22 protein-coding genes and 1 tRNA gene are annotated in these 25,868 nt (G+C 40.1%); 13 read left to right on the forward strand and 10 right to left on the reverse strand.

Features of this window, described 5'->3' with window-relative positions; genetic code table 11:
- Window positions 1-97 precede the first annotated feature (97 nt).
- From GX437_10920 to GX437_10935, 4 genes are read right to left on the reverse strand one after another with little or no spacing between them, the layout of a single operon-like run.
- Entirely contained in the window at window positions 98-1,558 is a 1,461-nt protein-coding gene (locus tag GX437_10920) for a hypothetical protein (GenBank protein NLJ08173.1), read from the reverse strand.
- A 45-nt stretch (window positions 1,559-1,603) separates the two neighbouring features.
- On the reverse strand, window positions 1,604-3,163 hold the full coding sequence (locus GX437_10925; GenBank protein ID NLJ08174.1) for a T9SS type A sorting domain-containing protein: 1,560 nt from the start codon (window positions 3,161-3,163) through the stop codon (window positions 1,604-1,606).
- A gap of 49 nt (window positions 3,164-3,212) precedes the next feature.
- A complete protein-coding gene (locus GX437_10930; protein NLJ08175.1) occupies window positions 3,213-5,744 on the reverse strand; it encodes a tetratricopeptide repeat protein in 2,532 nt (843 codons plus the stop codon).
- A gap of 17 nt (window positions 5,745-5,761) precedes the next feature.
- Complete coding sequence (locus GX437_10935) at window positions 5,762-5,962, reverse strand: hypothetical protein (protein NLJ08176.1); 201 nt, start codon at window positions 5,960-5,962, stop codon at window positions 5,762-5,764.
- A gap of 81 nt (window positions 5,963-6,043) precedes the next feature.
- On the opposite strand from GX437_10935, the gene GX437_10940 reads away from it, so the two are divergent.
- Complete coding sequence (locus tag GX437_10940) at window positions 6,044-6,721, forward strand: YceI family protein (protein ID NLJ08177.1); 678 nt, start codon at window positions 6,044-6,046, stop codon at window positions 6,719-6,721.
- 138 nt (window positions 6,722-6,859) lie between these two features.
- Here the strand turns inward: GX437_10940 and GX437_10945 are convergent.
- A tRNA-Leu gene (locus tag GX437_10945) sits at window positions 6,860-6,943 on the reverse strand.
- A gap of 126 nt (window positions 6,944-7,069) precedes the next feature.
- Between GX437_10945 and GX437_10950 the strand changes: the two genes are divergently transcribed.
- The 9 genes from GX437_10950 to GX437_10990 all read left to right on the forward strand — a co-directional run bounded on the left by GX437_10950 (window position 7,070) and on the right by GX437_10990 (window position 19,109).
- Complete coding sequence (locus GX437_10950) at window positions 7,070-8,338, forward strand: dicarboxylate/amino acid:cation symporter (protein ID NLJ08178.1); 1,269 nt, start codon at window positions 7,070-7,072, stop codon at window positions 8,336-8,338.
- Window positions 8,339-8,451: 113 nt separating this feature from the next.
- Entirely contained in the window at window positions 8,452-10,515 is a 2,064-nt protein-coding gene (locus tag GX437_10955; protein NLJ08179.1) for a T9SS type A sorting domain-containing protein, read from the forward strand.
- Window positions 10,516-10,518: 3 nt separating this feature from the next.
- Entirely contained in the window at window positions 10,519-12,834 is a 2,316-nt protein-coding gene (topA, locus tag GX437_10960) for a type I DNA topoisomerase (GenBank protein ID NLJ08180.1), read from the forward strand.
- A gap of 89 nt (window positions 12,835-12,923) precedes the next feature.
- The gene (gene dacB / locus GX437_10965) at window positions 12,924-14,459 is read left to right on the forward strand and encodes a D-alanyl-D-alanine carboxypeptidase/D-alanyl-D-alanine-endopeptidase (protein NLJ08181.1); all 1,536 of its coding nucleotides are present in this window, start codon (window positions 12,924-12,926) and stop codon (window positions 14,457-14,459) included.
- Between the two features lie 74 nt (window positions 14,460-14,533).
- Entirely contained in the window at window positions 14,534-16,153 is a 1,620-nt protein-coding gene (locus GX437_10970) for a DUF4139 domain-containing protein (protein ID NLJ08182.1), read from the forward strand.
- 94 nt (window positions 16,154-16,247) lie between these two features.
- Window positions 16,248-17,072: a hypothetical protein gene (locus tag GX437_10975; protein NLJ08183.1), complete on the forward strand. Its 825-nt coding sequence runs from the start codon at window positions 16,248-16,250 to the stop codon at window positions 17,070-17,072.
- Window positions 17,073-17,214: 142 nt separating this feature from the next.
- On the forward strand, window positions 17,215-18,126 hold the full coding sequence (locus GX437_10980) for a proline dehydrogenase (protein NLJ08184.1): 912 nt from the start codon (window positions 17,215-17,217) through the stop codon (window positions 18,124-18,126).
- Window positions 18,127-18,155: 29 nt separating this feature from the next.
- Window positions 18,156-18,629, forward strand: a complete 474-nt coding sequence (locus GX437_10985) for a nucleoside deaminase (GenBank protein NLJ08185.1) — start codon at window positions 18,156-18,158, stop codon at window positions 18,627-18,629.
- A 3-nt stretch (window positions 18,630-18,632) separates the two neighbouring features.
- On the forward strand, window positions 18,633-19,109 hold the full coding sequence (locus GX437_10990) for a WbuC family cupin fold metalloprotein (GenBank protein ID NLJ08186.1): 477 nt from the start codon (window positions 18,633-18,635) through the stop codon (window positions 19,107-19,109).
- Here GX437_10990 and GX437_10995 read toward each other — a convergent pair.
- Genes GX437_10995 through rlmB form a run of 5 tightly spaced genes read right to left on the reverse strand, consistent with a single transcriptional unit; the run spans window position 19,092 to window position 23,514 of the window.
- A complete protein-coding gene (locus GX437_10995) occupies window positions 19,092-20,000 on the reverse strand; it encodes an EamA family transporter (GenBank protein NLJ08187.1) in 909 nt (302 codons plus the stop codon). The two genes, GX437_10990 and GX437_10995, sit on opposite strands and share 18 nt — an antisense overlap.
- A 4-nt stretch (window positions 20,001-20,004) precedes the next feature.
- The gene (locus GX437_11000; GenBank protein NLJ08188.1) at window positions 20,005-20,697 is read right to left on the reverse strand and encodes a DUF3575 domain-containing protein; all 693 of its coding nucleotides are present in this window, start codon (window positions 20,695-20,697) and stop codon (window positions 20,005-20,007) included.
- Between the two features lie 52 nt (window positions 20,698-20,749).
- Window positions 20,750-21,634 carry a bifunctional 5,10-methylenetetrahydrofolate dehydrogenase/5,10-methenyltetrahydrofolate cyclohydrolase gene (locus GX437_11005; protein NLJ08189.1) on the reverse strand — a complete coding sequence of 295 codons (885 nt, stop codon included), beginning with the start codon at window positions 21,632-21,634 and terminating at the stop codon, window positions 20,750-20,752.
- 6 nt (window positions 21,635-21,640) lie between these two features.
- Complete coding sequence (locus tag GX437_11010; GenBank protein ID NLJ08190.1) at window positions 21,641-22,714, reverse strand: hypothetical protein; 1,074 nt, start codon at window positions 22,712-22,714, stop codon at window positions 21,641-21,643.
- 17 nt (window positions 22,715-22,731) lie between these two features.
- Complete coding sequence (gene rlmB, locus GX437_11015) at window positions 22,732-23,514, reverse strand: 23S rRNA (guanosine(2251)-2'-O)-methyltransferase RlmB (protein ID NLJ08191.1); 783 nt, start codon at window positions 23,512-23,514, stop codon at window positions 22,732-22,734.
- A 53-nt stretch (window positions 23,515-23,567) separates the two neighbouring features.
- Here rlmB and GX437_11020 point away from each other — a divergent pair, with 53 nt between their 5' ends.
- Genes GX437_11020 through GX437_11030 form a run of 3 tightly spaced genes read left to right on the forward strand, consistent with a single transcriptional unit; the run spans window position 23,568 to window position 25,662 of the window.
- Window positions 23,568-24,068: a metallophosphoesterase family protein gene (locus tag GX437_11020; protein NLJ08192.1), complete on the forward strand. Its 501-nt coding sequence runs from the start codon at window positions 23,568-23,570 to the stop codon at window positions 24,066-24,068.
- Window positions 24,065-24,274, forward strand: coding sequence for a DUF1858 domain-containing protein (locus tag GX437_11025; protein NLJ08193.1), 210 nt, complete (start codon window positions 24,065-24,067; stop codon window positions 24,272-24,274). Before GX437_11020 ends, GX437_11025 begins: the two co-directional genes overlap by 4 nt.
- Window positions 24,271-25,662: an alpha/beta hydrolase gene (locus GX437_11030; protein NLJ08194.1), complete on the forward strand. Its 1,392-nt coding sequence runs from the start codon at window positions 24,271-24,273 to the stop codon at window positions 25,660-25,662. The genes GX437_11025 and GX437_11030 overlap by 4 nt, the downstream gene beginning before the upstream one ends.
- Window positions 25,663-25,868 lie beyond the last annotated feature (206 nt).

Consider the following 25,868-nt stretch of genomic DNA (forward strand, 5'->3'; position numbering starts at 1 on the left):
TAATTATTGATGTAAAGATACTTCAAAATAATGAATTGACAATCACAAAAATATTATGGTTATTCCCGGTGAGTAATGAGTGACAACCGGTGAGAAGTTACTGCCTTTTTTTAAAATCAAAAGGAATTTTCATTCCAAGTAAAATTCTTTGTGAATTGCCTTTGAATATAATATCACCTTCAGTCAGTTGATTTTTAATCCAAACGTTAGCTGAAATCCTGTTAAACTCGCGGACTCCAAGGTCCAGCCGACCATCAATAAACAGGATTAGATTTGGATGAAGGTAAAACTCAATCCCGATTCCTGAATTAAAAGTAATGATGTTTTGATGTGTCCTGAAATAATTTTCAAAATAATACGCTGTATCTTTGGTAGGAGTATAATTATTTGAATAGGTGTTGGTTTCGTAAAGGTCGCTTACAGCCGAATGTAAGAAGCTGAGTCCTACTGAAGGGGTAATTACCATGCGATAAAATATACCGGGCAACTGGTAATGATATTTCGTTCTGACTCCAAACTCATTGACATTGTATTCACCTGAAAGCCAGCCATGTCCGGTTCCAATGTTTTTGTAAAATATTCTGTTTGTGTAGTTTTGCCTGTAGTACGCACCTTCAACGGAAATACGGTTAAACTTGTAACCCGCATAAATTCCTTTAAAAATATCAGCATATTTAAACTCCCAGAAAGAATGTCTTCCCCAATTTGAAGCGATCTGCTCAGCATTTGATTCTTTAAAAAGGCGCCAGAGAGGTCCTGCACCAATCCCTATGAAAAATCTCCTGTCAATTGATTTTGAATAGTTTATCTTTATGTCTTCGCGGGTATCCTTTCGGGTTTGTCTTAATTGCCAGATATTGCTGACCGGATATTTTAATCCTATGGTGTACTGAAAATTGTTCCCTTTTGAAATTAGATAGGCAACCTGTGGGGGCTCTGAATTATATTGGTAAATGGCATCAATCTCAATCACTTTCTGAAATCCTTTCTGGTACCTGCTTTCAAATGTTAATGATAAATCCTCGAATAGCCTGACATTTATTCCCAGTCCGGCTTCCAGCATCGGAAAGTAACGGTGAAAATTTTCGAATTCTTCATATTTTATATGTCCTGTATCCCCACTTCTTGTTAATGTAAATTCACCTTCCCCATGCGAAAGGTAAGATCGATTAATGTTGTTTACATAGCCAAAAAGAACATGGGCAGTCAGCTTTTTCTTTATCAGAGGTTGTTCATATTTCAGCACCAACGGGATCTGATAAACATTCATTATGTTTCCGGCTGATGCAAAAAAAGAGAATTTAAAATTTGGCCCCCCGTAATAGGTAATCCCATGAAAACCGGATTCAACAGATAGTTGTTTATTGATTTCCCTGCTGATATTAAAACCCCATGAAATGGATGGAATGTCCGGGTTTTTAAGTTTTCCGCCCGGATCATATAATTTGTATTTGGCAGCAATAATTCCTGTTTCAGCACCAAGGAATAATTTATTTTGAGAAAGTGTAATGAGCGGGGTTAATATCAACCCGATGATAATCAGTGATAAATTTTTCATTAACGTGTTTTTTCTATTAACGGAAATCTGAAATTTTATTGTTATTTATTCCTGAAAATAAGTTACTTTTAAGGAATAAGATTTATCTCCTGCATCAATCTTAACCAGATAAATGCCTGAAGAGAATCTGCCGAAAGGTACCTCTAAAATTTCAGAAACCGGATGGTTAAAGCCGGCAATTTGTTTTCCGTGCAGATCAAAAATATTGATGCTGTTGATCTGAAAATGATCCGGAACGACAATATTCATTGTTTGATTTGAAAAATAACAGTTAATCTTGCTAAGGTCAAAATTATCCATGCCTGAATTATGAGTCAGCATAAATTCATCAGAAGGGAGTGATAAAGCATGTTTGGAAGCATAAGTTCCATCAGCCACACTGATAACGAATGCTTTGTATTTGACATTGTTGGTAATTAAAGCCCCATCTGCGTCAGTGGCTGTTTTTGAAAGTATAATCTCGAGGTCGCCGCCGGTTTTTGGAACATTCGTGAATACTGAAGGAGGCAGATTCATGGCATCTTCAATGGTAAAATTCTGTGCTTTTTCAGATTTACAGACAACCACACTGTAGAAGGCCACTTTCTGTTCATCTGCAGCTTTTGCAAAGGAAATTTTAAGATCCTGACCATTACCGTTATTGCCAATATCAGTGGCTACGGGTGTTCCGGCAGGTGAGGAGAGAACATGAAAAGCAAAATATCTTCTGTTGGTGGAGAGGATAGGCTCGGTTGCATGGACCCCATCCGGCATACTCAATACATATACCTGATAATACTGACCAATTTTCAGCGGATTTCCCTGAAGGTCAACATTGGAGGAGTTCACTGTCTTTTCAATATTAAAGCCTGTTTTCGGAACTACTACAATATTCGGAGGAGATAAATTCAAGGCCATATTGGGAGTAAGCTGAGTGCTGTCGAGAACGTTTTTCAGAATTATCCGGTATTCCGATACCTTGCTTTCGTCAACTGCTTTATCGAAAGTGATTTTCAGGCCGTTTCCATTTCCCAGATCCTGAGCTAGAATCTTTGTAACTCCGTAAGTATTGGCGGCATCTCCTGTTCTGATGGATTTTCCACTCGTAAACTCAATTGCAAAGTCCTTGATGGTAAAAGACCTGCCGTTTTGTGCCACATCCAGCCTTGCCCAACCTAAATAGGGTTTCCCGTCAATCTTTATTTTAATGCCAAGATATTTATCATTGACTCCTTGCCAATAGCCGTAATTTCCGGCAGTACCCTGCCAGTTTAATGTGCCGTAGTCACGTATCCTCCAGTTTTTGTTAATTGTATCGAGCAGATATCCGGCATCGAGGGCAAACGGATAAAGATAATTACCCGTGCTTTTTCCAAGTATCTCAGTGTCCTGAGCCCTTTGAACACTGACGAAATAGGCATTGGTACCAAAAGCCTGAAACACCAGCAGGTCGTGAAAATAGTCATAATTAAAATCGAAAATGTAACCTGAAGTATCTCCAAATGTCAGGTCTTCAAACTGATCGGTATATAAAATCTGACCATCTGAAACGACCGGTGTTGCCAATAGTCCGGCTGCCAATGCCGAATATCCGGCTAATCTTTTATCAAAATCTTTGTTTCTCATTACTGTTTTTTTATCGGTTAAGTACTTTTAATCTGAAAAAGTTAGCTGTTTATCTGATTTTCGTCCTGTATAAATTTTTGTCAATGACCTTAATTGCCTCATCTTCATCGAGTTGATAATCGAGAAAATGATTGATTTTACAGATATTTTCAACCGGATTATCTATCAAATCCCCATAGTCAACGTAAAGTAGTTTTACATTCGGCTCTTTCTGATGCCAGATTTCAACATTTTTCAGCTCCCTATCAAAAGCCTGTGCGACTGAAAGCGGAAACTTATCCTGTTGACGCCCAAGCATTTTCTGCTGTGAATGAATGATTTCATACATGTCTCTTTTCATAAAAATCACCTTGTAATCATATTTAACCGGCAGAAAACGCAGCAGTTGTGCGATGACTTTTAAGGCTTTTCCTTCTGCTTCATGCAACCAGTTGTTGTCACGCGGAAGACTTTTTACCTTCTCATATTCAAAATATCCTTTCGGATTTGACTCATCTGCCAGCCGTATTTCATCCGTCAGGATATCCATTCCGCCTGCTTTCAGTATCTGCATCATCAGCGAGGTGCCGGAGCGGGGGAGCCCCGATACTATTGTTATTTTGCCTTTCATCTGCTCATTCAGAATTATCCGGTGTATTTCTGACATTTCTTTCTGCTTTAGTTTTTCTTCATAAATCTGTATTAGCCATCTCCTTGCTTTATACATACCCGGATTCATTTTCAGACTCAGTTCAAAAGCCTGACAGGCTTCAGTGAATTTTTCCAGTCTAACCAGTGCTTCCCCGAGGTGGTAATGAGCAGGTGGAAAATGATACAACAATCCGATGGCATTCAGTGAGCTTTCTGCAGATTCCTGAATAAAACCAAGTCTTAGTTGGGCAAGTGCCAGTCCATGCCATGCATAGGCATTTTCATCATCATTTTCAAGTACTTTGGTGAATATTTTCAGGGCTTCCTCATATCTTTGCAGCCGGATATAAACTTTGCCAAGCTCCTGTAACAGGCTGGCCGTAGCCGGCATTCCTTTTTCTGCCTCACTGAACATTTTCAGTGCTGCATGCGGGCGGTTCTGATGGGAATAAATGATGCCTTCAAATACTTTCAGGTAAGAACTGTAGCTTTCATCTTTTCTTTTCAGAATTTCAATGATTTTCAAAGCTTTTTCGAATTCTGAAAGTTGAATATTGTATTTAATAGCATCCAGCTGAAAACGAATTTCATCTTTGTCGTCCTCAAGCAATTCCTCTATTATTTCAATGGCCTTTGAATAATTATTTCGGCTTGCCAAAACCCTTGATAGATTATATTTTAACTCTCTGACCGCCTGCGCTGAAGCTTTGTTTTTATCTTCTCCCGGATTTTCCAGGTAGCCTAATTCTATCAACTGCCGGAGAGCTGCTGCTGAGCTGACAGGATCTTCAGTTTTTTCAGGCGGATGAGTTCCGAAATCTCCCGGAAGCGTATCCCATGATTCAATCCTACTGCTTTTCGGATGGTCTGTAAAAATATTACTCAGTACTTTTCCATCCATATCTTTTCCGGAAGGTAAACCGTAAATGTTTAAAATAGTGGGAGTTATATCCAGAAGGGTTGCTCCGTAAACTCTTTCATCCGTTTTAATGTTTTCTCCAGAAATACATAAAATACCATAAGGCCTGTGTTCAAGGGCAGGGGCAGCAGGTATTCTGGGCAAAGAAGCCGGTCGATGGCTATCGGAATAAAAACCATGATCACTTACAATGATAAAAGTTGTGTCATCTCCTGCCAGTTCAATCAGCCTGTCGAGCATCATGTCGTGGAAAATGTATCCTCCATCCACAACATCCTTGTAAAGTTCAAAATCAGCAACTGGGATATGATCCTGACGGGGAGGCCTGTATTTCATAAAGGCATGACCATAATGGTCGATAGCATCGTAATAGACAGCCATAAAATCCCATTCAGTGTTTTCCATCAGCCAGGTGGCGATGGCATGTGTGCTTGCTGCTTCAGCGGTGATTTTGGCGAGGGAAGCCAGGCGGGGGTCTTTTTCCTGATCTACTTCAGCAGCATTGGGGATAAAAGGTAAAATATGTTGCTGCGTGAGCTCTGCCGGATGAATGCGGTACTCTTTCAGAATTTTTGTCATTTCCGGAGGATAAACCGATCCTTCATTCACAGGCCAGGGACTATCGGGTGGTGTATTGGCCTTAACAAAAAGATTTGAAACCATTACCCCGTTGATGGGTTCTGCCGGATGACTTGGCCACCAGCCAACCACATTACATTTATAACCGTTGTAATGTAAAATATTCCAGACTGCTTTTGTCTGACGTGAGGTAACGGCAACAGGCCTGATACCTCCATTTATATTATCGGGTTCAATGAAGCCAAGAATGCCGTGTTTGTCAGCTTTTTTTCCGGTGGCGATGGATGTCCAGAGCATAGGGGAAAGGGGAGGATCGAGGGTGGCTAAATTTCCAATGACGCCTTTATTGACAAGCTTTTCAAGTGCAGGCATTCGTCCTTCGTCCATCAGCGGATTGATGACTTTCCAGTCGGCAGCATCCCATCCGATCAACACAACCTTCTTTTTATGCATGAATAAAATATTTTCTGTTAATGATGTTTTTCTGTCCCCTTTTCACTCATATTGCTGTTTTGCCGGGCTTTTTTTCTTGCTTCACGCCAGGCTTTTACACCCACTGCACCCAAAGCGAGCAATCCAAGTGAGCCCTCCGGATGAATCTCGACAGGCTGGCCGGTCTGTTTATCCCTTATTATTATCTTATCCGATTGATATTCTTGTCTTTCAGTCATTGTTTTATGCACTTTTAAAAATTGGTACAATTTTAGTTAAATTATGCCGAACTTTAATTAACCAAATAAAACGACAAAATTATGAAGAGAATATTTTTACTTTCAGCAGTTTTGATTTCAGGCATTATTCTGATGAGTTCCTGCAACAAAAAAGAAAAGGAAGACACTGATGCTCAGGAAGTTAAGCTTGACAAAGAAGCTGTCAGCTATCCGGTGGATTTAGCTAACAGCAAAGTCCTTTGGCTTGGAAAAAAAGTGACCGGACAGCATAATGGAACTATTAACCTGAAATCAGGTGAAGTATTGGTAAAGAATGACACCCTGACAGGCGGACGTTTTGAGTTTGACATGAACAGCATTACCAACCTTGACCTGACAGACGAAAAAATGAATGCAAAGCTGACCGGACATCTGAAAAGTGCTGATTTCTTCAATGTTGATTCATTTGCTACAGCAACATTTGAGATTACTTCAGCCGAAATGATTGCCAATCCTGTTGATTCCAACAATTACAACATCAGCGGAAACCTGACAATCAAAGGTATTACCAACAATATCAGTTTTCCGGCAGTAATCGTTTCAAAAGACGGAATGTTTAATGCCAAAGCCACTATTAAAGTTGATCGTACTTTGTGGAACATCCGTTATGGCAGCGGCAAGTTTTTCAAGGGACTGGGTGATAAGATGATCAATGATGAGTTTGAAGTTACCATTGATATCCTTGCTCAGAAACCTGCAGAAGTCGCTGAAAACAAGTAATTCGGAATTTTTTCATCCTATAAAAGCCGGTAAATAGCCGGCTTTTTTTATTTATAGGGTACAAAAAGCTTTGTTGAAACAATAGGGTTTGCGGTATTTTAGTATGATACGGGATATAATACCAATGAAAAGTAAAGGTGCCGATGACTGGACTCGAACCAGCATGTCCGTACGGACACTACGCCCTGAACGTAGCGCGTCTACCAATTTCGCCACATCGGCAGGCGCTGCAAATATACAACCTCTTTTGTTTATGAAAATCTTCAGGAAAAATTTTTTCATTTTTGGTAAAAATCCGATTTCTGTCTTACCTTCGTTTTTTAAAAAAGGAATAAAAACATCAGTTTAATGAAAAGAATAAGTCTTCCGATACAGATTCTGATTGCACTTTTATTTGGGTTTCTGTTCGGGTATTTTTTTACAGATCAGGTAACTTATGTCAGTTGGATAGGCGAATTGTTCATCCGTTTGTTGAAAATGATTATCATCCCACTGATTTTAGCTTCCATAATATCAGGGGTGTCGAGTATTGAAGGAGGCAAGGAATTTGGAAAACTAACCCTTAAAACATGGCTCTATTATATTTCAAGCAGTTTGGCGGCTATTTTAACCGGTTTAATTCTTGTCAACCTGATTCAGCCGGGTGTCGGAGCCAATATCGGTCTTCAGGAAACTGTCGAAAACTTCAAACCAGGATCCGCCTCTGTCAGAGATTTACTCATGAACATAGTTCCGACCAATATCATTAAATCAACAGTTGATGAGCAGATGCTTTCGCTGATATTTTTTGCCATGGTTGTCGGCTTTTTTATCAACCGGATTAAAAATGACCATTACCGTACATTATTAAAAGATTTAGCCAATGCAGGTTTTGCTCTGATGATGAAGATTACGGGTTTTATTATTAAGCTCACACCTTATGGCGTATTTGCAATTATGGCAGGTATTGTGGCCAAGAATATAGATAATGTGGTGGAAGTATTTTCCCGCCTGGGTCTTTATTTTATTACAGTTATTGCAGGTCTGTTTTTTCATGCGTTCATTACTCTGCCCTTATTTCTCCGCTTTGTTGCCAAAATAAATCCTATCAAACATTATGGCTCTCTTTCATCGGCTCTGCTGACTGCTTTTTCAACTTCTTCTTCCAGTGCGACTTTGCCAGTTACTATGAATTGCCTGGAAAAAAACAGTGGTGTCAGCAATAAAATCACAAGTTTTGTCATGCCACTGGGCGCAACGGTCAACATGGACGGAACAGCCCTTTATGAATGTGTTGCGGCTATTTTTATTGCTCAGGCTTACGGGATTGAACTTTCTGCCCTGCAACAGATAATAATCGTTTTTACTTCATTACTTGCCTCAATAGGCGCTGCTGGAATTCCGATGGCCGGTTTTTTTATGCTTTCCATTATCCTGACTACTATTGGGTTGCCTCTTGAAGGGGTTGGACTTATTCTGGCTGTTGACAGAATACTCGATATGTTCAGAACAGCTGTCAATACTTTGAGCGATTCAGTAGGGACTGTTGTTATCGCTCATTCGGAAAAAGAAATATTAAATGACAGTGTTTTGAAAAATGTCCCCAAAGTTAGTATTGATGAAGAGCTGATTGATTAAATTACCCCACAGAAATTATAGGCAGGAAATTTGTAATAATCAAAGGCGTTAGTGTAAAAACTAATTTTTTTTATGCGCTTTAACCAAATACTTTTGCACCTCAAATAAAAATAATGAAACACATATTAGCTTTTGCTTTATTGCTTTTTTCTTTCAGTCTGAATCTATTTTCCCAGGAGGATAACCGGCATTTTTGCGGAACTGATCTTTATATGGAAGAGCTTTTTCAGCAATATCCACAACTGAGAGAGCAAATCCATCAGGAGAGTATTACACGTGACCTGACCCCTTACCGTATGCAGAGAAGGGAAAGTGTCAGGATTATTCCTGTAGTCTTTCATATTATTCATCAGGGCGGTCCTGAAAACATACCGGATGAAGACATTTATGCAGTCCTGAAACGGATCAATGAAGATTTCAGAAAAATGAATGCCGATACAAATCAAATCAGGGATATTTTCAAGGGCAGGGTAGCCGATATGAATATTGAATTTCGTCTGGCTAAAATAGACCCGAACGGAAAATGTACCAATGGTATCAACCGTATTTATTCAAACCTGACTGAAAATTCAAGAGACAACGTAAAAAACCTGATAGACTGGGACAACATGAAATACCTGAATATCTGGGTAGTCAAGAGCATTTACAATTCATCAGGCGTAGGTACCATACTTGGTTATTCTTATTTCCCCCAAAGTGCATTGCAGAATCCAAAGCTCGATGGTATTGTCATCAGGGCAGATGTAACCAATTATAATGGAAGAACATTGACCCATGAACTGGGACATTATTTCGGACTTCCACATACTTTTCAGGGCGGATGCGGGACAGATTGTAAAACAACAGGTGATTATATCTGTGATACCCCTCCTGTTTATGAAGATACCTATGGTTGCGATAAAACCAAGAATACCTGTCATAATGATGTTCCTGATGAGCCCGATATGACGGAAAATCACATGGATTATACCTCCTGCAGGGTGATGTTCAGTGCAGGACAAAAGGAAGTAGTTGATTATTACCTGAATTCACAATACAGAAGTAACCTTTGGAAAGCCAGCAATCTGGCCGCCACCGGGGTAAATGATGTTCCCAATATCGCCTGCAGCCCGGTTGCCAGATTTGAAGTTCCCTATTATGCTTTTTGTACAGGAGCTCCCGTTACTGTCTTAAATAAGTCTTTAGGCCCTGATAATATGCAGTTTACATGGTATCTCCCGGGTTCTTCCAACCCTGTTTTTGACGGGAAAGAACCTGTTGTTACCTATGACCAGCCCGGAAAATATACAGTTAAACTTAAAGTGAAATCAGTTTACGGGACAGACAGTGTTGAACAGAATGCAGCCGTAATGATTTATCCGCCTAAGGGCGAGCCGGTAACCTTTAAAGAAGGTTTTGAAGATAACAATTTTTCCAATGATTTCTGGTATGTCGATCCGGGAGCCGGTAATATTGTCTGGAAACGAACAACATCCGCAAAATTTGAAGGGAATAAATCTTTCTATCTCAATAACTTCAGCTATTCATCCGCAGAGCGGGAGTTTTATTTTATTCTTCCTCCTTTGGATTTAAGCCAGACCCAGTCACCTTATTTATATTTTACCTATGCACATGCACGGAAAAGCGATGCCAGCAAAGACCTGCTCAGGGTTTATGTATCATCCGACTGTGGTAAAAACTGGTCGTTGCGAGATATTACCAATCAAATTAAATTGCCTACTGTAACTGATTTTTATACTACTCAGTTTATTCCTTCTGCCAGCCAGTGGAGAGAAAAATTTATCGACATCAGCAATTATCAGGGGAAAGAAAACCTGCTTGTCAAAATAGGGTTTTATGCAGCTGGAGGAAATAATATTTACATTGATAATATTAAGGTTTACAGTGCTGTATCCGTACCGGATGCTTTGAATAGTAACTTACTCAGTATTTATCCGAATCCTGCTGATAATCAACTGAATATAAGTTATTTTAATGCTGGTGAAAAGCAATACAGTCTGCAGGTGTCTGACATGAAAGGAAAAATTGTTTATGAAACCGTGATGCAGGCAAATCAGGGAATTAATAATTATTCAGTGGATATTTCCTCTATTCAGACGGATGGCGTTTATCTCGTCAGTCTCATCAGTGACGGGGTAATTATGAGACATAAATTATTGATATTCAGAAAGAAATAAAAAATGAGTAAAAATCTTGTCATTGTTGAATCTCCGGCAAAAGCCAAGACCATTGAGAAATTTTTAGGAAAAGATTTTAAGGTAATGTCCTGCAACGGGCATGTCCGTGATCTTCATCCGAATGAACTATCCATTGATCTGAAGAAAAACTTTGAGCCGAAATACTTTTTGCTGAAGGAAAAAACAAAACTGATTAACGATCTGAAAAAAGCTGCCTCTGGTTCTGAAACCATTTGGCTGGCTACTGATGAAGACCGTGAAGGGGAGGCCATTTCCTGGCACCTGACTGAAGTACTGAATCTGCAAGAGGATAAAACAAAAAGGATTGTTTTTCACGAAATTACAAAGAATGCCATCCTTCATGCCATCGAAAATCCCCGTTATCTGGATTACAATCTGGTAAATGCACAACAAGCCCGCAGGGTTATCGACAGACTGGTAGGCTATCAGGTTTCACCCATACTTTGGAAAAAGGTAAAACCCTCATTATCAGCAGGTAGGGTTCAATCAGTGGCGGTCAGGCTGATTGTAGAAAGGGAAAGGGAAATAAATTCATTTACCCCTTCCATGTTTGTGAAGGTTTATGCTGATTTTGAATCAGTTTCGGATAAAACGATCAGGTTCAGAGCCGAATTACCTGAAAAAATTGATGATTTAAAACTTGCAGAGAAATTTTTGAAGGAATGTATCCCATCAAAGTTTACTGTTGAGTCTGTTGAGAAAAAGCCCGGGAAAAAATCGCCACCGCCACCCTTTACTACATCAACCTTACAGCAGGAAGCCAGCCGTAAGCTTGGCTTTTCCGTATCGCAAACCATGCAACTGGCTCAGAAACTTTATGAAGCCGGACACATTACCTATATGAGAACCGATTCTGTCAGGCTTTTCGATATGGCCATTGGCGTTGCCAAAGAGGTAATTACTGAACAATTCGGGAAAGAATATTCACATACGAGAAATTTTCAGACAAAGAGCAAAGGTGCTCAGGAAGCCCATGAAGCCATCCGTCCTACTTTTTTAAATGTTAAAAGTCTGGATGCCGGGGCACAGGAAAAGAAATTGTATGAATTGATCTGGAAACGTACCATTGCCTCACAGATGTCGGATGCCCGGATAGAAAAAACCACCGTCAAAATAAATGTATCTGAAAGCAAAAGACAATTTGTAGCCAACGGGGAAGTCTTGTTGTTTGATGGTTTTCTCAAATTGTATGTCGAATCGGAGGATGATGAAAATCCTGAAAACGGAACGGCAGTGCTTCCGGCCCTGAAAACGGGGGAAAATCTCATCATGATCGAAGCGCTTGCAGCCGAACGTTATACAAAACCACCGGTACGTTACAACGAAGCCATGCTGGTCAAAAAGTTGGAAGAGCTTGGTATTGGCAGGCCTTCTACTTATGCTCCGACTATTTCCACTATCATGAAAAGGGAATACATTATCAAGGGAAATGTAAAAGGGAAGGAGAGGACTTACCATCAGCTTGTGTTAAAAGATAAGACCATCAGAGAAGAAAAGAAGTCGGAGATCTATGGTTTTGAAAAAGGGAAACTGCTTCCTTCACCTGTTGGTGTAATGGTCAACGACTTTCTGGTGGAGCATTTTAAAAACATCATGGATTATCATTTTACTGCTAATATTGAGGATGAATTCGATAAAATTGCCGAGGGATCACTCGAATGGCGGAAAATGATTGAGCTGTTTTACAAAGACTTTACCCCGGTAGTCGAAACAGCCAGCAAGGTTTTGTTTAAATCTTCATTTGAACGATTAATAGGTGTTGATCCTGCTACCGGTAAAAAGGTATATGCCAAATCGGGGAAGTATGGCCCTTACGTCCAGCTTGGTGAATCAAATGATAAGGAGAAAGCTAAAAATGCACCTATGAAAAAAGGTCAGCTTCCGGAAAGTATTTCACTGGAAGAAGCACTCGAATTGTTTAAGATTCCACGTGTATTGGGAGAATATGAAGGAAAGCCGGTAACGGTAAATATTGGCAGATTCGGGCCTTATCTCGAATATAACGCAAAAAATATTTCCCTCCCACGGAAATACGATCCCTATTCAGTTGAACTTAATGATGCCATTCAGGTGATTTTATCGAAGCAGGATAATGAATCTGAACCAAAATCCCTGACTTTTATGCATGAAGGTGAGGAAATGAAGATTTTGCGGGGAAGGTTCGGCCCGTATATCTCTTTTAAAAAGAAGAACTATAAGATTCCCCGTGGAAAAGATTACCGCTCATTGACACTGGCAGAATGCCTTCAGATCATCAATGAAGCCGTTGAAAAGCAAAAGACTTCATCAGAAAAATAGTTTTTGGTATTTTACTGTTTATTTGAAAAAGCTTTAGTGCTTTTTTTCTTTTCAGCTTATCTTTGTATGGGTAAAATAATTTTTATCTGATGAAAAAAATCGTTGCGGCCATTATTATTCTTTTTTGTTTCTTTTTTTCGGGGAATCATATACTTGCTCCCGATAACAATTCCCAAAAGGAAAGGCTCAGCCCAAGAGATAAATTTGAATATTCCGCAGATTTACAATCAGTTATAAATGATTTTGCTGGTCAGGGGAAGCTTGAAAATGCTTCCATCGGAATCAGTATTTATGATCTTTCTTCAGCCAGTTTTATTGCTGAATATAATCCCGTTGTTTCTCTTGTTCCGGCCTCTGTAATGAAAATTATTACGACAGCAGCCGCGCTTGAATTACTTGGAAAAGACACTGTTTTCAACACAGAAATTTATTATTCCGGGAGTATTAATCCTCAATCCAAAATACTGACGGGTGACCTGATTATCAGGGGAGGAGGAGATCCTTGTCTGGGATCCCAGGCATTTAAAAACTATTATTACCAACCGGATTTTCTTGAAAAATGGGCTGAAGCGGTTAAAAATGCAGGTATTGAACATATTACCGGAAACATTATTGCCGATGCTTCTGTTTTTGATGATGAAAATGTGCCTTCCAACTGGAATTGGGTGGATATTCCTGCCTATTATGGCACACCGGCCTTTGGACTTTCAGTCTATGACAATCAGTTTGTGCTGAATTTCAGTCCTAAACGAAAAGGCAGGTATAAAGTGCATCCGGATAGCATGAATCCTGTTATTCCTGATTTATATGTGGAAAACAGAATCAGGGCAGATACAAAGGAAGAAAAATACCTTGATTTTGTTGGGGTATATTACTCAAATCAGCGGATTATCAAAGGCAATCTCTCAAAAATATCAGGAACGCTTGAGTTGAAAGGCAGTATTCCCGATCCTCCGTATCTGATTGGATATCAGTTGAGAACAAAACTTCAGGAGAAGGGCATCAGCATTACAGGTGATGTCGTAACCTCAAGAATGTATTTAGCTGAGAATAAACCACTTCCTGCTGAAAAGAAACTTATTTGTACGACAAATTCACCGCCACTTGCTGAAATAGTCAGGCGCACCAATATGTTTAGCATTAATCTGTATGCCGAACATTTGCTGAATCATATCGGGTATTTCAAATCCGGTCTTGGCAGTACCAAAGCAGGCGTAAAATCTCTTCTTTCTTATTATGAATCAAAAGGTTACGATACAAAAGGGGTTAATATATGTGATGGCAGTGGTCTGTCAAGTAACAATACCCTCACTGCCCGTTTTATTGTTAAAGTTCTGGCCGGTATGTCCGGGAACAAACCTGTTCAGGTGGCATTTTACCAGTCTTTGCCTGTTTCCGGTAGTTCAGGAACATTGCGTTCGTTTTGCAACGGAACTGTAGCTGAAGGAAAAATTCATGCAAAATCCGGCACTATGTCAAGGGTGAAATGTTATGCAGGATACATGGAAGTCAAATCGGGCAAAACCATTGCTTTTGCCGTGATGGTCAATAACTTTTCAACTGGCTCCGACACCGTCAATGCCTTACTGGCTCAGCTTATGGTCAATATTTATAATAATTATTAGGTGGCTTATGGATTTTTATCAGTCATTGCATCATTAGAGTCGTTAATCATTTTATCAAATAAAAAATCAATACCATGAAGAATGTTATTTTAATCAGTGTGCTTGCCCTAATTTGTTCATTTTCGGGTAATGCTGAAGAAAAAAAGGTAAGTTCAAAAATTACTACCGTAACGATTTATCAGCAAAACGCAAAAATTACCAGAACGGCTGCGGTAACTTTACCAGCTGGTTCATCAGTCATTGTTTTTCAAGGACTTGAAACGATGATTCAGACTCCGAGTATTCAGGTCAAAATGAGCAGGGAAGTCAGGTTATTGTCAGCAGGTTTTCAGCTAAACTATCTGCAGGACAAAAAAAACTCTGCTGAATATGCTGTTTTGGCCGATTCGCTGGACTTGCTGAAATATCAGATAGGGTGGATAGACGAACAAATTGTAGTTCTGGACGGAGAAGCAAGGTTAATTTCTGAGAATCAGAAACTTGGAGGATCACAGCAAGGAGTTACAGTAACTGAATTGAAAGCGTTGGCTTTGTGGTACAGTCAACGTATGGGTGAAATCAGAAAAAGTATATTTGACCTGAAAAAGAAGAAAGATGATCTGAATAAAATTAAATCAAGGATTCAGAACCAGCTAAACAATATGAATGCTGTCAAAACCACTACAACCGGAGAAATTCTTGTCGAAGTAACAGCATCTGCAGCAGTTACAGCTGAATTTGAGATTTCCTACATCGTTACAGGTGTTAATTGGGTCCCTTTGTACGACATTCGGTCTGAAGGAACCGACAAGCCTGTCAGGCTGGTTTATAAGGCAAGTGTTACGCAAATGACGGGTGTCGAATGGAAAAATGTTCAAATCAGGATATCCACCGGTAATCCGAATGCCAACAACAGCCGGCCGGTGCTTAATCCTCGTTATCTCTATGTGTATCAACCCACACTGTATGAAACCAAAGCTGTTACCGCAGCCAAACCATCTGCTAAAAATATGTATGCTGAAGAAGCTGCCCCTGCCGAAGATTTGAAAAGAGCTGAAGCTGCTTCTCCCGATTATAATTACGTTACAATGGATGTGGTTGAAAACCAGCTAAATATCGAATTTAAAGTGGAAGAAGCCTATACCATCCCTTCTGACGGTAAACCCCATCTGGTTACCATGACCGAATTTGAGATTCCCGCCATTTATGAATATCATACCGTCCCCATACTGGATAACGGAGCCTTTCTGCTGGCCAAACTAACCGACTGGGGAAAATATAATTTACTTCCGGGAAATGCCAATATTTTCTTTGAAAACAACTATATAGGCCAGTCTTATATCAATCCAAAGGTAACCTACGATACTTTACTGCTATCGTTTGGCAGAGATGAGAAAATTGTCGTTACCCGTGAAAAAGTGTTTAAGGAAAGTTCTGTCAATACCAGTTTGGGGACAACCAAACATGTCAATGTGTTTGAAATCACTATCCGTAATACCAAGTCAAAAGCCATCACCATCGATCTGCTCGATCAGATTCCGTTATCGAACATGAAAGATGTGATTGTTGAACTGATTGACAGAGGAAATGCAGAGTACAGTGATAAAATCGGCAAACTATCGTGGTTGCTCACCATTCAACCCAATGAAACAAAAAAAATCAGGTTTTCCTACTCCGTAAAACATCCGAAAGATTTGATTGTGGAAGGAATCTGAAACAGGGATGGAACCTTTTACCAGTTGTTTCAATTAAACCATGATGAATAAATTAAGTCAAAGTTTTCAAAGTTTAACCCTTAAAATAATGAACATGAAAAAGAGTTTGAATTTATTGCTGGTTATTTTTGCTGCAGGAATAACAGCCTTCTACCTGAATTCGTGCGATCAGGAAGCACGCGACAACGACACCAGTGTGGCATATGACAATGGCCTTGCTGAGCAGATTTTCAGCGATGTCAAAGCTATATCCGATCAGGCATCTTCCGGACAGTTGACTACTTTTATCCCTGATTATCAGGAAGGTTTGCTGAGTGGTTGTGCTACCGTTACGCTGGACAATACTTCCACACCCAAAAAGATTACTGTTGACTTTGGTTCGGCCAATTGTCTATGTAATGACCAGCGTACCAGAAGGGGAAAAATCATCATCACCTATACGGGAGCTTACCGCGATTCAGGAACCGTGATAAATATCAGCTTTGAAGATTATTATGTTAATGATAATCAGGTTCTTGGAGTGAAAACAATTACCAACAACGGTACAAATTCTTCCGGCCATCTGAATTACACGGTTGTGGTGGATGGAAAAATCAAAAAGGCAGACGGAGATTCCATCATCTGGAAATCAACCCGAAATAATGAATGGATAGAAGGTTCTGCTACACCTGCACTACTGGATGATGTATATCTGATTACCGGAAATGCCAGCGGTGTTTCTGCCAGTGGACTCCCGTTTACTGTGACCATTACCAAGGCATTACGCAAAGAAATAGGCTTTAAACATTTTGTCAGCGGAACCATTGAGATTGAACCACAGGGTAAGTTTAAGCGGATTCTTGATTACGGAGACGGAACCCGCGACAACAAAGCTACCGTTACTATCAACAACCGCACATTTGACATTATACTGTACTGATTTTCATTATTATACAATTAGAATCCCGTCAGTGATTTTAACAATTACTGGCGGGATTTTTATTTTCTGAAAAAAAAATTGTTATGGACTAAAAAACTATATTTGCCTCAAATCTGAAAGTTGAAACAAAAAATGTAAAGTTATGTTTAATAAATTAGTAGCAGGCTTACTCCCTTACATGCCTAAAGATTTTGTATGGCTCTTTTCAAAAAGATATATTGCCGGTAAAACCCTTGAGGATGCTATCCGTGTATCAAAAGAGCTGAATGAAAAAGGGATCATGGTAACCATTGATGTCCTTGGTGAGTTCATAAAGAATCTGGACGAAGCCGAAAGGAATAAAAAGGAATACCTCGAAGTGATTGAAACCGTTGAAAAACACGGAATTAATGGAAATTACTCCCTGAAACCTACCATGTTCGGTTTGTTGATTGACAAGGAAATCTGTTATCAGCATATCAGGGAAATCGTGGCAAAAGCTGCTTCCTACAATAATTTCATCCGTATTGACATGGAAGACAGCCAATGTACAGACCTTGAAATTGAACTGTACAGGAAAGTTAAAAAGGAATTTCCTGCAAATGTCGGACTGGTCGTACAGGCTTACCTGAAAAGGACGCTGAATGACCTGAAAAACCTTATGGATATTCATACCGATGAAAATCCTCTGAACTACAGGCTTTGCAAAGGAATTTATGTTGAGCCCAAAGAAATTGCCTACAAGGATCATGACGAAATCAACCGGCATTTTCTGGAAGACCTTGAATTTATGTTCCAGAACCATGTTTATCCGGGTATTGCTACCCACGACAAGTTTCTTGTGGAAGGGGCATACAAACTCATTGAAAAATATAATGTTCCCAAAGACAAATATGAGTTTCAGATGTTGTATGGGGTAACACCCGAACTCAGACAATCCATTGTGGAAAAAGGCCACCGTATGAGGGTATATGTTCCTTACGGAGAACAATGGTTTGCATATTCCACCAGAAGGCTGAAGGAAAATCCACGCATGGCCTGGTTGATTATCAGGGCTTTGTTTGTCAGAGGCTGAATTTTATTTTTCTGAATTACTCAGGTTTTATGGTTAATCAGGCTGATTTTATATCTGTAGCTGTTCGTGAAGCCATGAATGGTATTCAGAAAGGGCATGGCGGACCGTTTGGTGCAGTCATAGTAAAAGACGGGAAAATTATCTCCAAAGCACATAATGAGGTGGTCAAACGCAATGACCCTACTGCTCACGCTGAAGTCCTTGCTATCAGGAAAGCAGGAATTAAGACAGGGAGTTTTCATCTGGAAGGCTGCTCAATCTATTCTACCTGCGAACCTTGTCCGATGTGCCTTTCAGCTATTCTATGGGCAAGAATTGACCAATGTTATTATGTTTGTTCCCGTCAGGATGCTGAAAACATTGGTTTTGATGACAATCGTTTTTATGAGTTTTTAAATGGCCATGGAAATCTGGCTGATTTTAAACTGCTGAAAATAGACCATCGGGAATGTCTGCATTTGTTTGATACCTATAAATCATTAAAAAACAAGATTTTATACTGAAGAATGATTAAAATTTCCGAAAACTTACTCGATAAAGTCAGCAGTGGAGCAAAAGAAAGCAGCAGAAAGCGTCAGCATTTTAATTTTCATCAAAACTATCAGGAAAGCATACAGCGGTTGATCAATGCTTTCGAGCCTGACAGCTATTTCCGGCCTCATAATCATACCGATTCGGGCATTACGGAAATTCTGATCCTGATAAGAGGAAGTTTTGTGGTTGTCATTTTTGATGATTTTGGTGAGATACTGGATTATAGTGTTATCAGTAAAGATAGTGGATGCTATGGCGTTGAAATACAGCCACATGAATGGCATTCAACCATTGCCCTTGAACCGGAAACGGTTATGTATGAAGTAAAGCAAGGCCCTTTTGATGAAAACAGGGCAAAAGTATTTGCTCCATGGTCTCCTGAAGAGAATTCTGAAGAATCAAAACAATTTAATCAGTTGATATTAAAAAAATTAGGGATTAATTCCTAATCGCTTCAGCCACTTCGACTGCCGGGTATTGACAAGCAGCACACCTGCAAGTATTAAAAATATCCATAAAAACTGGGTAAGGCCAATTTTCTCACCGTCCCATATTCCCCACATCAGTGCAACGATAGGCATCAGGTAGGTAACAGAGGCTGCAAATACAGCCGTTGTCATTTTTATCAGACGGTTAAACAAAAGCATGGAAATGCCTGTACCTATCATCCCTAAAATGGCAATATATCCTATTCCTTCAAGTTTTTCAGGAGATTGAATAGTTTCAGGAATAAATTCTGTGAAAAAAAGAAGGATGAATGAGGTAATGATTCCTGTAAAGAATACCGAGAATACGGTGATGGAAACCGGATCGACTTCTTTCAGCCAGGTTTTAACCACATTGGTATTGAATGCATAACAAATGGTAGCCATCAGCACCATCATGGCATAGTGAAAATTGAACTGAAAATCATTGCCTCCGCTGACGGAAATTAAACCGACTGCTCCTGCCAGCCCGATCATGACACCCACAACATTGTACCATCTTGTTCTGGTTTTAAAGAACAACAAGCCGATAATCAGGGTGAAAAGGGTGGTCAGCGAGTTCAGTACCCCGGCAGTTGCGCTGTCGATGCCTGTTTCTGCCCATGCAAACAGGATGGCTGGAGTTGCAATACCGACTGCTCCCGAAAGAAAACAGAGCATGGTTTGTTTAAACGTAACCTTCCTGAACTGTTTCCAGACAAAAGGCAGAAAGAGTAAAAATGCAAAACTGACCCTGAGTAATCCGGTTTCAACAGGAGAGTAAAATATAATGGCTTTTTTGATTAACAGGAAGGATGTGCCCCAAACCAGCACAAGGATGCACAAAATCAGCCATGCCAATATGTTGTTTTTCATCGGATCAGAAGGTATAGCCAATGGAAAGGGCTGTCCGCAGCATGACAAATCCGAACGGCAGATGAACGGTGGCTTTGTCGTTAATGAAGTTAAATAACATTTGTCCCAGGCCAAAGAGTCCGTTCTGGTCAAGGCCGTCAATGCCAATGACATCAAGAATGGCTTTTTCGTCAATTAATCCGGTAAAATTTCCGCTGAAATCGAACCAGGAAAAGCGAAGTCCGCCAAAGGCAAAATCAAGGCTCAACCTGTCGGAAAGCCTGAAATTATAGCCAAATTGCAGTCCTATGCCTTTTTCCGTAAGTTTTAGTTTTACGGTATAATCAACCAGATTAACACTGTCGTAGCTTATTTTCCCATTCCATTTCGAAGTCAGATGGGAATACCTGAGATAGGGACCTAAATAGAATCCGTGATTGGCTTCATGATTGACATAAAACCTGAATTCCGGATTGATAAAATATCCCCTCAGATTGTACCTCCACTGCTTGACATCAGCAGCAGGGAACAAGGTGCCTTTGGGATAGTGAAAGCCTGCAGAGAGACTCAGGCTGTTGTTGTCGTTGAAAACATATTCTCCTGAAAGTGAAAGATTATTAAAGACCAGTGAGGGAAGATTGGCTTTCAGGGTAAATTGTGCATGAGAAGTTTTGAAACAAAACAACAGGCAGGAAATCAGCAAAAATTTGAATTTCATTCAGGTATATATTAGTATTTTGTGGTGCAAAGTTAAGGAATGCCCGTCAATCTTACTTCATCGAACGCCTGTTTTTGGCAGCCTGAAGTGTGTTTTGAAGCAAACCAGCAATGGTCATTGGCCCGACACCTCCCGGAACAGGACTGATGTAACTGCATTTTGGTGAAACCTGCTCAAAATCAACATCTCCTGTTAGCCGGTAACCACTTTTTTTGCTGTTATCGGGGATGGAATTAGTCCCGACATCGATGACCACTGCTCCATCTTTTACCATATCAGCCGTAACAAAATGCGCTTTTCCAATGGCAGCCACGAGGATATCGGCCTGTTGTGTAAGTTCAGGTATGTTTTTCGACTGACTGTGCAGGATGGTAACTGTACAGTTTCCGGGATTTGCCTTTCTGCTGAGCATAACTGCAAGCGGAGTACCTACAATCAGGCTTCTTCCAAGAATAACGCAGTGCTTTCCGGTTGTTTCGATATGGTAGTGATATAATAAATCCACAATTCCCTTTGGTGTGGCTGGCAGGAGGGCGGGAAGGCCTCTCATCATTTTTCCCAGATTTTCAGGGTGAAATCCGTCCACATCTTTTTCTGCCTGTATTCTGATGATAATGTTTTCTTCCCTGATATGAGGCGGAAGGGGTGTCTGAATTATAAACCCGTCAGTTTCATTTTCTTCATTCAGCAAGTCAATTGTTTCCATAAGCTTTTGCTCAGAGACATTATCCGGAAGGCGGATAAGACGGGAATGAAATCCTGTTTCTTCACAAGCTTTCAGTTTGTTGCGAACATAGGTTTCGCTCGATGGATTATTCCCAACCAAAACCACGGCAAGTGAGGGTGGTTTCATGCCTGATTCAACCATTTGCCTGCACTCCTCTTTTAGTGTGCCCCTGATTTTTTCAGCTACCTGTTTGCCATCCAATAATATCATACTTTATTATTTGTAGTGTTTTACCAATAATCTTTTAAGTTCATTGACGAATAACTCATGACCTGTATCTACCCATTGCCTGAACTGTGAGTTATTATACTTTAAATTTTTAAGTTCTTGAATATCAATATCTTTGAACTGAGAATATGATTTTCCGGCTCCCGAAAGTTCTGTTTCGCAGGCATTAACTTTTTGTTCCGGATGATTGGGCACTGCTACTACTCCTGCAGGTTTTCCGATGTAATAGCTTTCGGCAATACCTTCAAATCCGGCTGTTGTCAGAAATATCCGGCAGTTTTGTAATTCATCAAGGAATCGTTCCTGAGTGAAAGAAAGAAATCTGAGGCGTTGATTCTCCGTGTAATCATCCTTTGACCAGAAAACATGAAATTCAGCATCCGGAAATTTTTTCTGCAGCATCCGTATATCATCTGCCAGTCCGGGATAAAGCAGATAAACAAGGATAAAATGTTGATTTTCAGATTTCAACTCTCTTATTTGTTTTCTGATAAGCGGGGGCATGACCAGCAGCTTATTACGGTTCAGCTTATCCCATTGAAAAAAATGAAGTGCCAATCTTTTTTTTGAGCCGAGTGTGGTGAAAAAATTGACAAGTTCAAGTGATAATTTGTGCAAAAATGGCATTCGCGGATAGGAAAACCTGTAATGATAATAAATATACTGATGGGCAATAGAAACAATCAGGCTGTCGGGTTTATAAAACAAATACCAGAAACCACACAGAATCTCGTGAAAATTCAGAATCAGATCCGGTTGTGCCCGTTGATATTCCCGGTGAATGAGCCTGACTTGCCTGAGATAAAACGGAATTCTCAGTAAATTGATGATGAAGGTTTTAAACAGGAGTACCTTTTTAAGGTCATGGGATAAAACCAGTCCCGGGCTTTCAATCTGAACGACCTCATTTTGAAAAGCCTGAAAAAAATAGTCCGGAATTTTGCGGGAAAAAGATTTTCCGGTGATGACACTGTCAATAATAAATCCCTGATTTTCAAGAATTTCTTTCATGGCAATGGCCTGACTCATGTGTCCTCGTCCTTCCCCCTGGACAATCATCATTATTTTCTGCCCTTCCTTCATGAAAGCTTTGAATTCCTTTGCTGTATTATTTCATAAAAAATAATTCCTGCCGCCACTGAAACGTTTAAAGAATCAAATTCTCCCATGCCGGGGATACTGACTTCCCCACTGACATGAGCCAGTAGCTGCATTTGAATTCCTTCATTTTCAGAGCCTAAGATAATGACAGTGGGAAGACTGAAATCGGTTTCAGCAACATTTTTTTCTGCTTTTTCGTGGGCAGCAATAATCTGAAATCCGCTGTTTTTCAGGAATTTCAAGGTTTGAACAAGGTTGAAACTCAGGCAAACCGGAACTTTCAGCAAGGCGCCTGCTGAGGTTTTAACGGCTTCATCATTAATGGCAGCCGATTCCTTTGCAGGAAGTATAAGTGCGTGAATACCAAAGAAATATGCTGATCTTGCAATAGCTCCTACATTCCTTACATCAGTTATTCTGTCGAAAAGAACAAAAACAGGATTTTTACCTTCTTCAAACAATTGTTGTGTCAGGTTTTCAAGATTATGAAAATCAATGGGGGAGAGCATGCCAATGATTCCCTGATGGTTGGCACGGCTGATGCGGTTTAATTTTTCTTTAGGAACGAAAACAACGGGAATATTCTGCTGCCTGCAGGTTTTTTCAAGCAACCTGATTTTTTCGTTGCCTGCATCACGCTGAAAAAAAACTTTACTCAGTGTTTTCCCTGACGACAGGGCTTCCTCCATCGCATGAATTCCTGCAACAACCAATGGGTTTTTTGTCATCTTTTGTTTACCGGTGTGAAATTTTTTATTCATTTTTGAATGACAAAGATGAGTATTAATTTTCTATTTAAAGACCGGTTTTTACAATGAAAATAGCCTTAATCAGCGATACCCACAACAGCCTTGACCCGATCATTGAGCAAAACCTTCACCTGTGTGATGAAATCTGGCACGCTGGCGACATCGGAACCCGTTACTTTTATGAGAAACTGGAATCCATTAAACCCATCAGGGCAGTTTTTGGAAATATTGACGGATTTGCTCTTCGGATATTTTTACCTGAAATTCAACTGATTGATTTGGAAGGGGTGAAAGTACTGATGACCCATATTGGCGGTTATCCCGGCCGTTATGCCAAAGGGATTAAAGAGAAATTGAAGGATTTCCGCCCCGATTTGTTCATTTCAGGTCATTCCCATATTCTTAAGATCATTCCCGACCATGAACTTAACCTGCTACATATCAATCCGGGAGCTGCCGGGAACTATGGCTTTCATAAGGTGAATACCATGGTTTATTTTGAAATAAAAGAGGGAAGGATTTATGACTTAAAAATCATCGAAGGCAAAAAAAGAAATGTACTATGATTGATAAAGACATCAGAATAGAAGATTTGGTGGAGAAATATCCTGACAGTATTGCCTTTCTGGCTGAAAAAGGGATACGTTGCATCAGATGTGGAGAACCTGTCTGGGGTAGTCTGGAATCGGCTGCGGCTGAAAAAGGTTTTAATGAAAAGGATATTACAAAACTTGTCGAGGAACTTAACCGATTTTTAAAGATAAACGAATGAAAAAACTGTTTTTATTCTTTGCAGTAATGCCCGGCCTGATTTTCGGGCAGGATATTTCAGGAACATGGGGAGGGACGCTGGAAGTCATGGGCAGCAGCCTGAGAATCGTCTTCAACATTTCTTCTGAAAACGGACAGCTTAAGTCAACCATGGATAGCCCCGATCAGGGTGCATTCGGCATTCCGATGGACAATACCGTTTTTAATGGAACTATGCTGAAGATAACTGCCCTGCAAATAATGGGGGAATATGAAGGCGTCATTTCTGATTCTTTTAATTCATTTTCAGGCACATGGAAACAATCCGGGATGAAATTTCCTTTGAATCTGAAAAAAACCAATGAGTCTGTTACGCTTCGAAGGCCACAACATCCTCAACCTCCTTTTCCCTATGAGATGAAAGAGGTTACATTCAGGAATGAAAAGGAAAACATTACCCTTTGCGGTACTTTTACGTATCCTTCGCAGAAAGAAGCTTTTCCTGCTGTCGTACTCATCAGTGGATCAGGAAAACAAAACCGTGATGAGGAAATATTGGGTCATAAACCATTTCTGGTTATTGCTGATTATCTGACACGAAATGGTATCGGGGTTTTGCGTTTTGACGACAGGGGAGAGGGCTGTTCGGAAGGAGATTTTTCCACCGCAACATCTCAAAATTTTGCACAAGACGTTCAGGCAGCTGTTGACTTTCTGAAATCTCAACCTGCTGTGATAAAAGACAGGATTGGATTAATTGGTCACAGCGAGGGCGGACTGATTGCTCCCATGGTAGCTGCAGCGGACACATCCATTTACTTCATTGTTTTACTGGCAGGACCCGGCACCTCGGGGAAAGAAATCCTGATCGACCAGAATGAGTTGATTCTTAAAAGTTATGCTGTGCCTGACGAAGAAATCAGGAAAAAACAGGCCTTGAATATGGATTTGTATGAAATGGTGATTAACGCTAAAAATATTGAAAAAACGAAGGAAAAGATAGAAAAAAGGATATTCAGACAGTTAAAAAAGGAAAATTCTGCAAATCTCAGCGATGACATACTGAAAAAGCAGGCAGCATCGCAGGCTGAAGTACTTTGTAGTCCATGGTTCCGCTATTTTCTGACGTATCAACCGGCCAACGCTTTGTCGAAGGTGAAATGTTTTGTTCTGGCACTAAATGGCAGTCTTGACCTGCAGGTACCTGCCGACAAAAACTTGTCTGCCATCGAAAAAATATTAAAAGAATCTGGTAATCAGAAATATACGATTAAGAAATTTGAAGGCTTGAATCATCTGTTTCAGCATGCTACTACAGGAAGTCCTGCTGAATATGTGAAAATTGAAGAGACATTCTCTCCCGAAGTACTTGAATTTATGAAAGACTGGATGATGAGTATCTTAAAATAGATTTCCATCTCATGCTGAATGAAACCGTCTTTCCCTGATATTTTCTGAAAACCCGGAATTCGGAACAGGGAATGCGGAATGTTTTAGCAGGCAGTGGGTAGTTTTCAGTAGGCACGGACAATCTAACTCACCCCCGGCCCCTCTCTTTCGAAAAGAGAGGGGAGCTAATGCCGTTTCCGGATTTGAAGATTGTCTTGTTAAATGAA

Source organism: Sphingobacteriales bacterium (assembly GCA_012517435.1).
GTDB lineage: Bacteria > Bacteroidota > Bacteroidia > CAILMK01 > JAAYUY01 > JAAYUY01.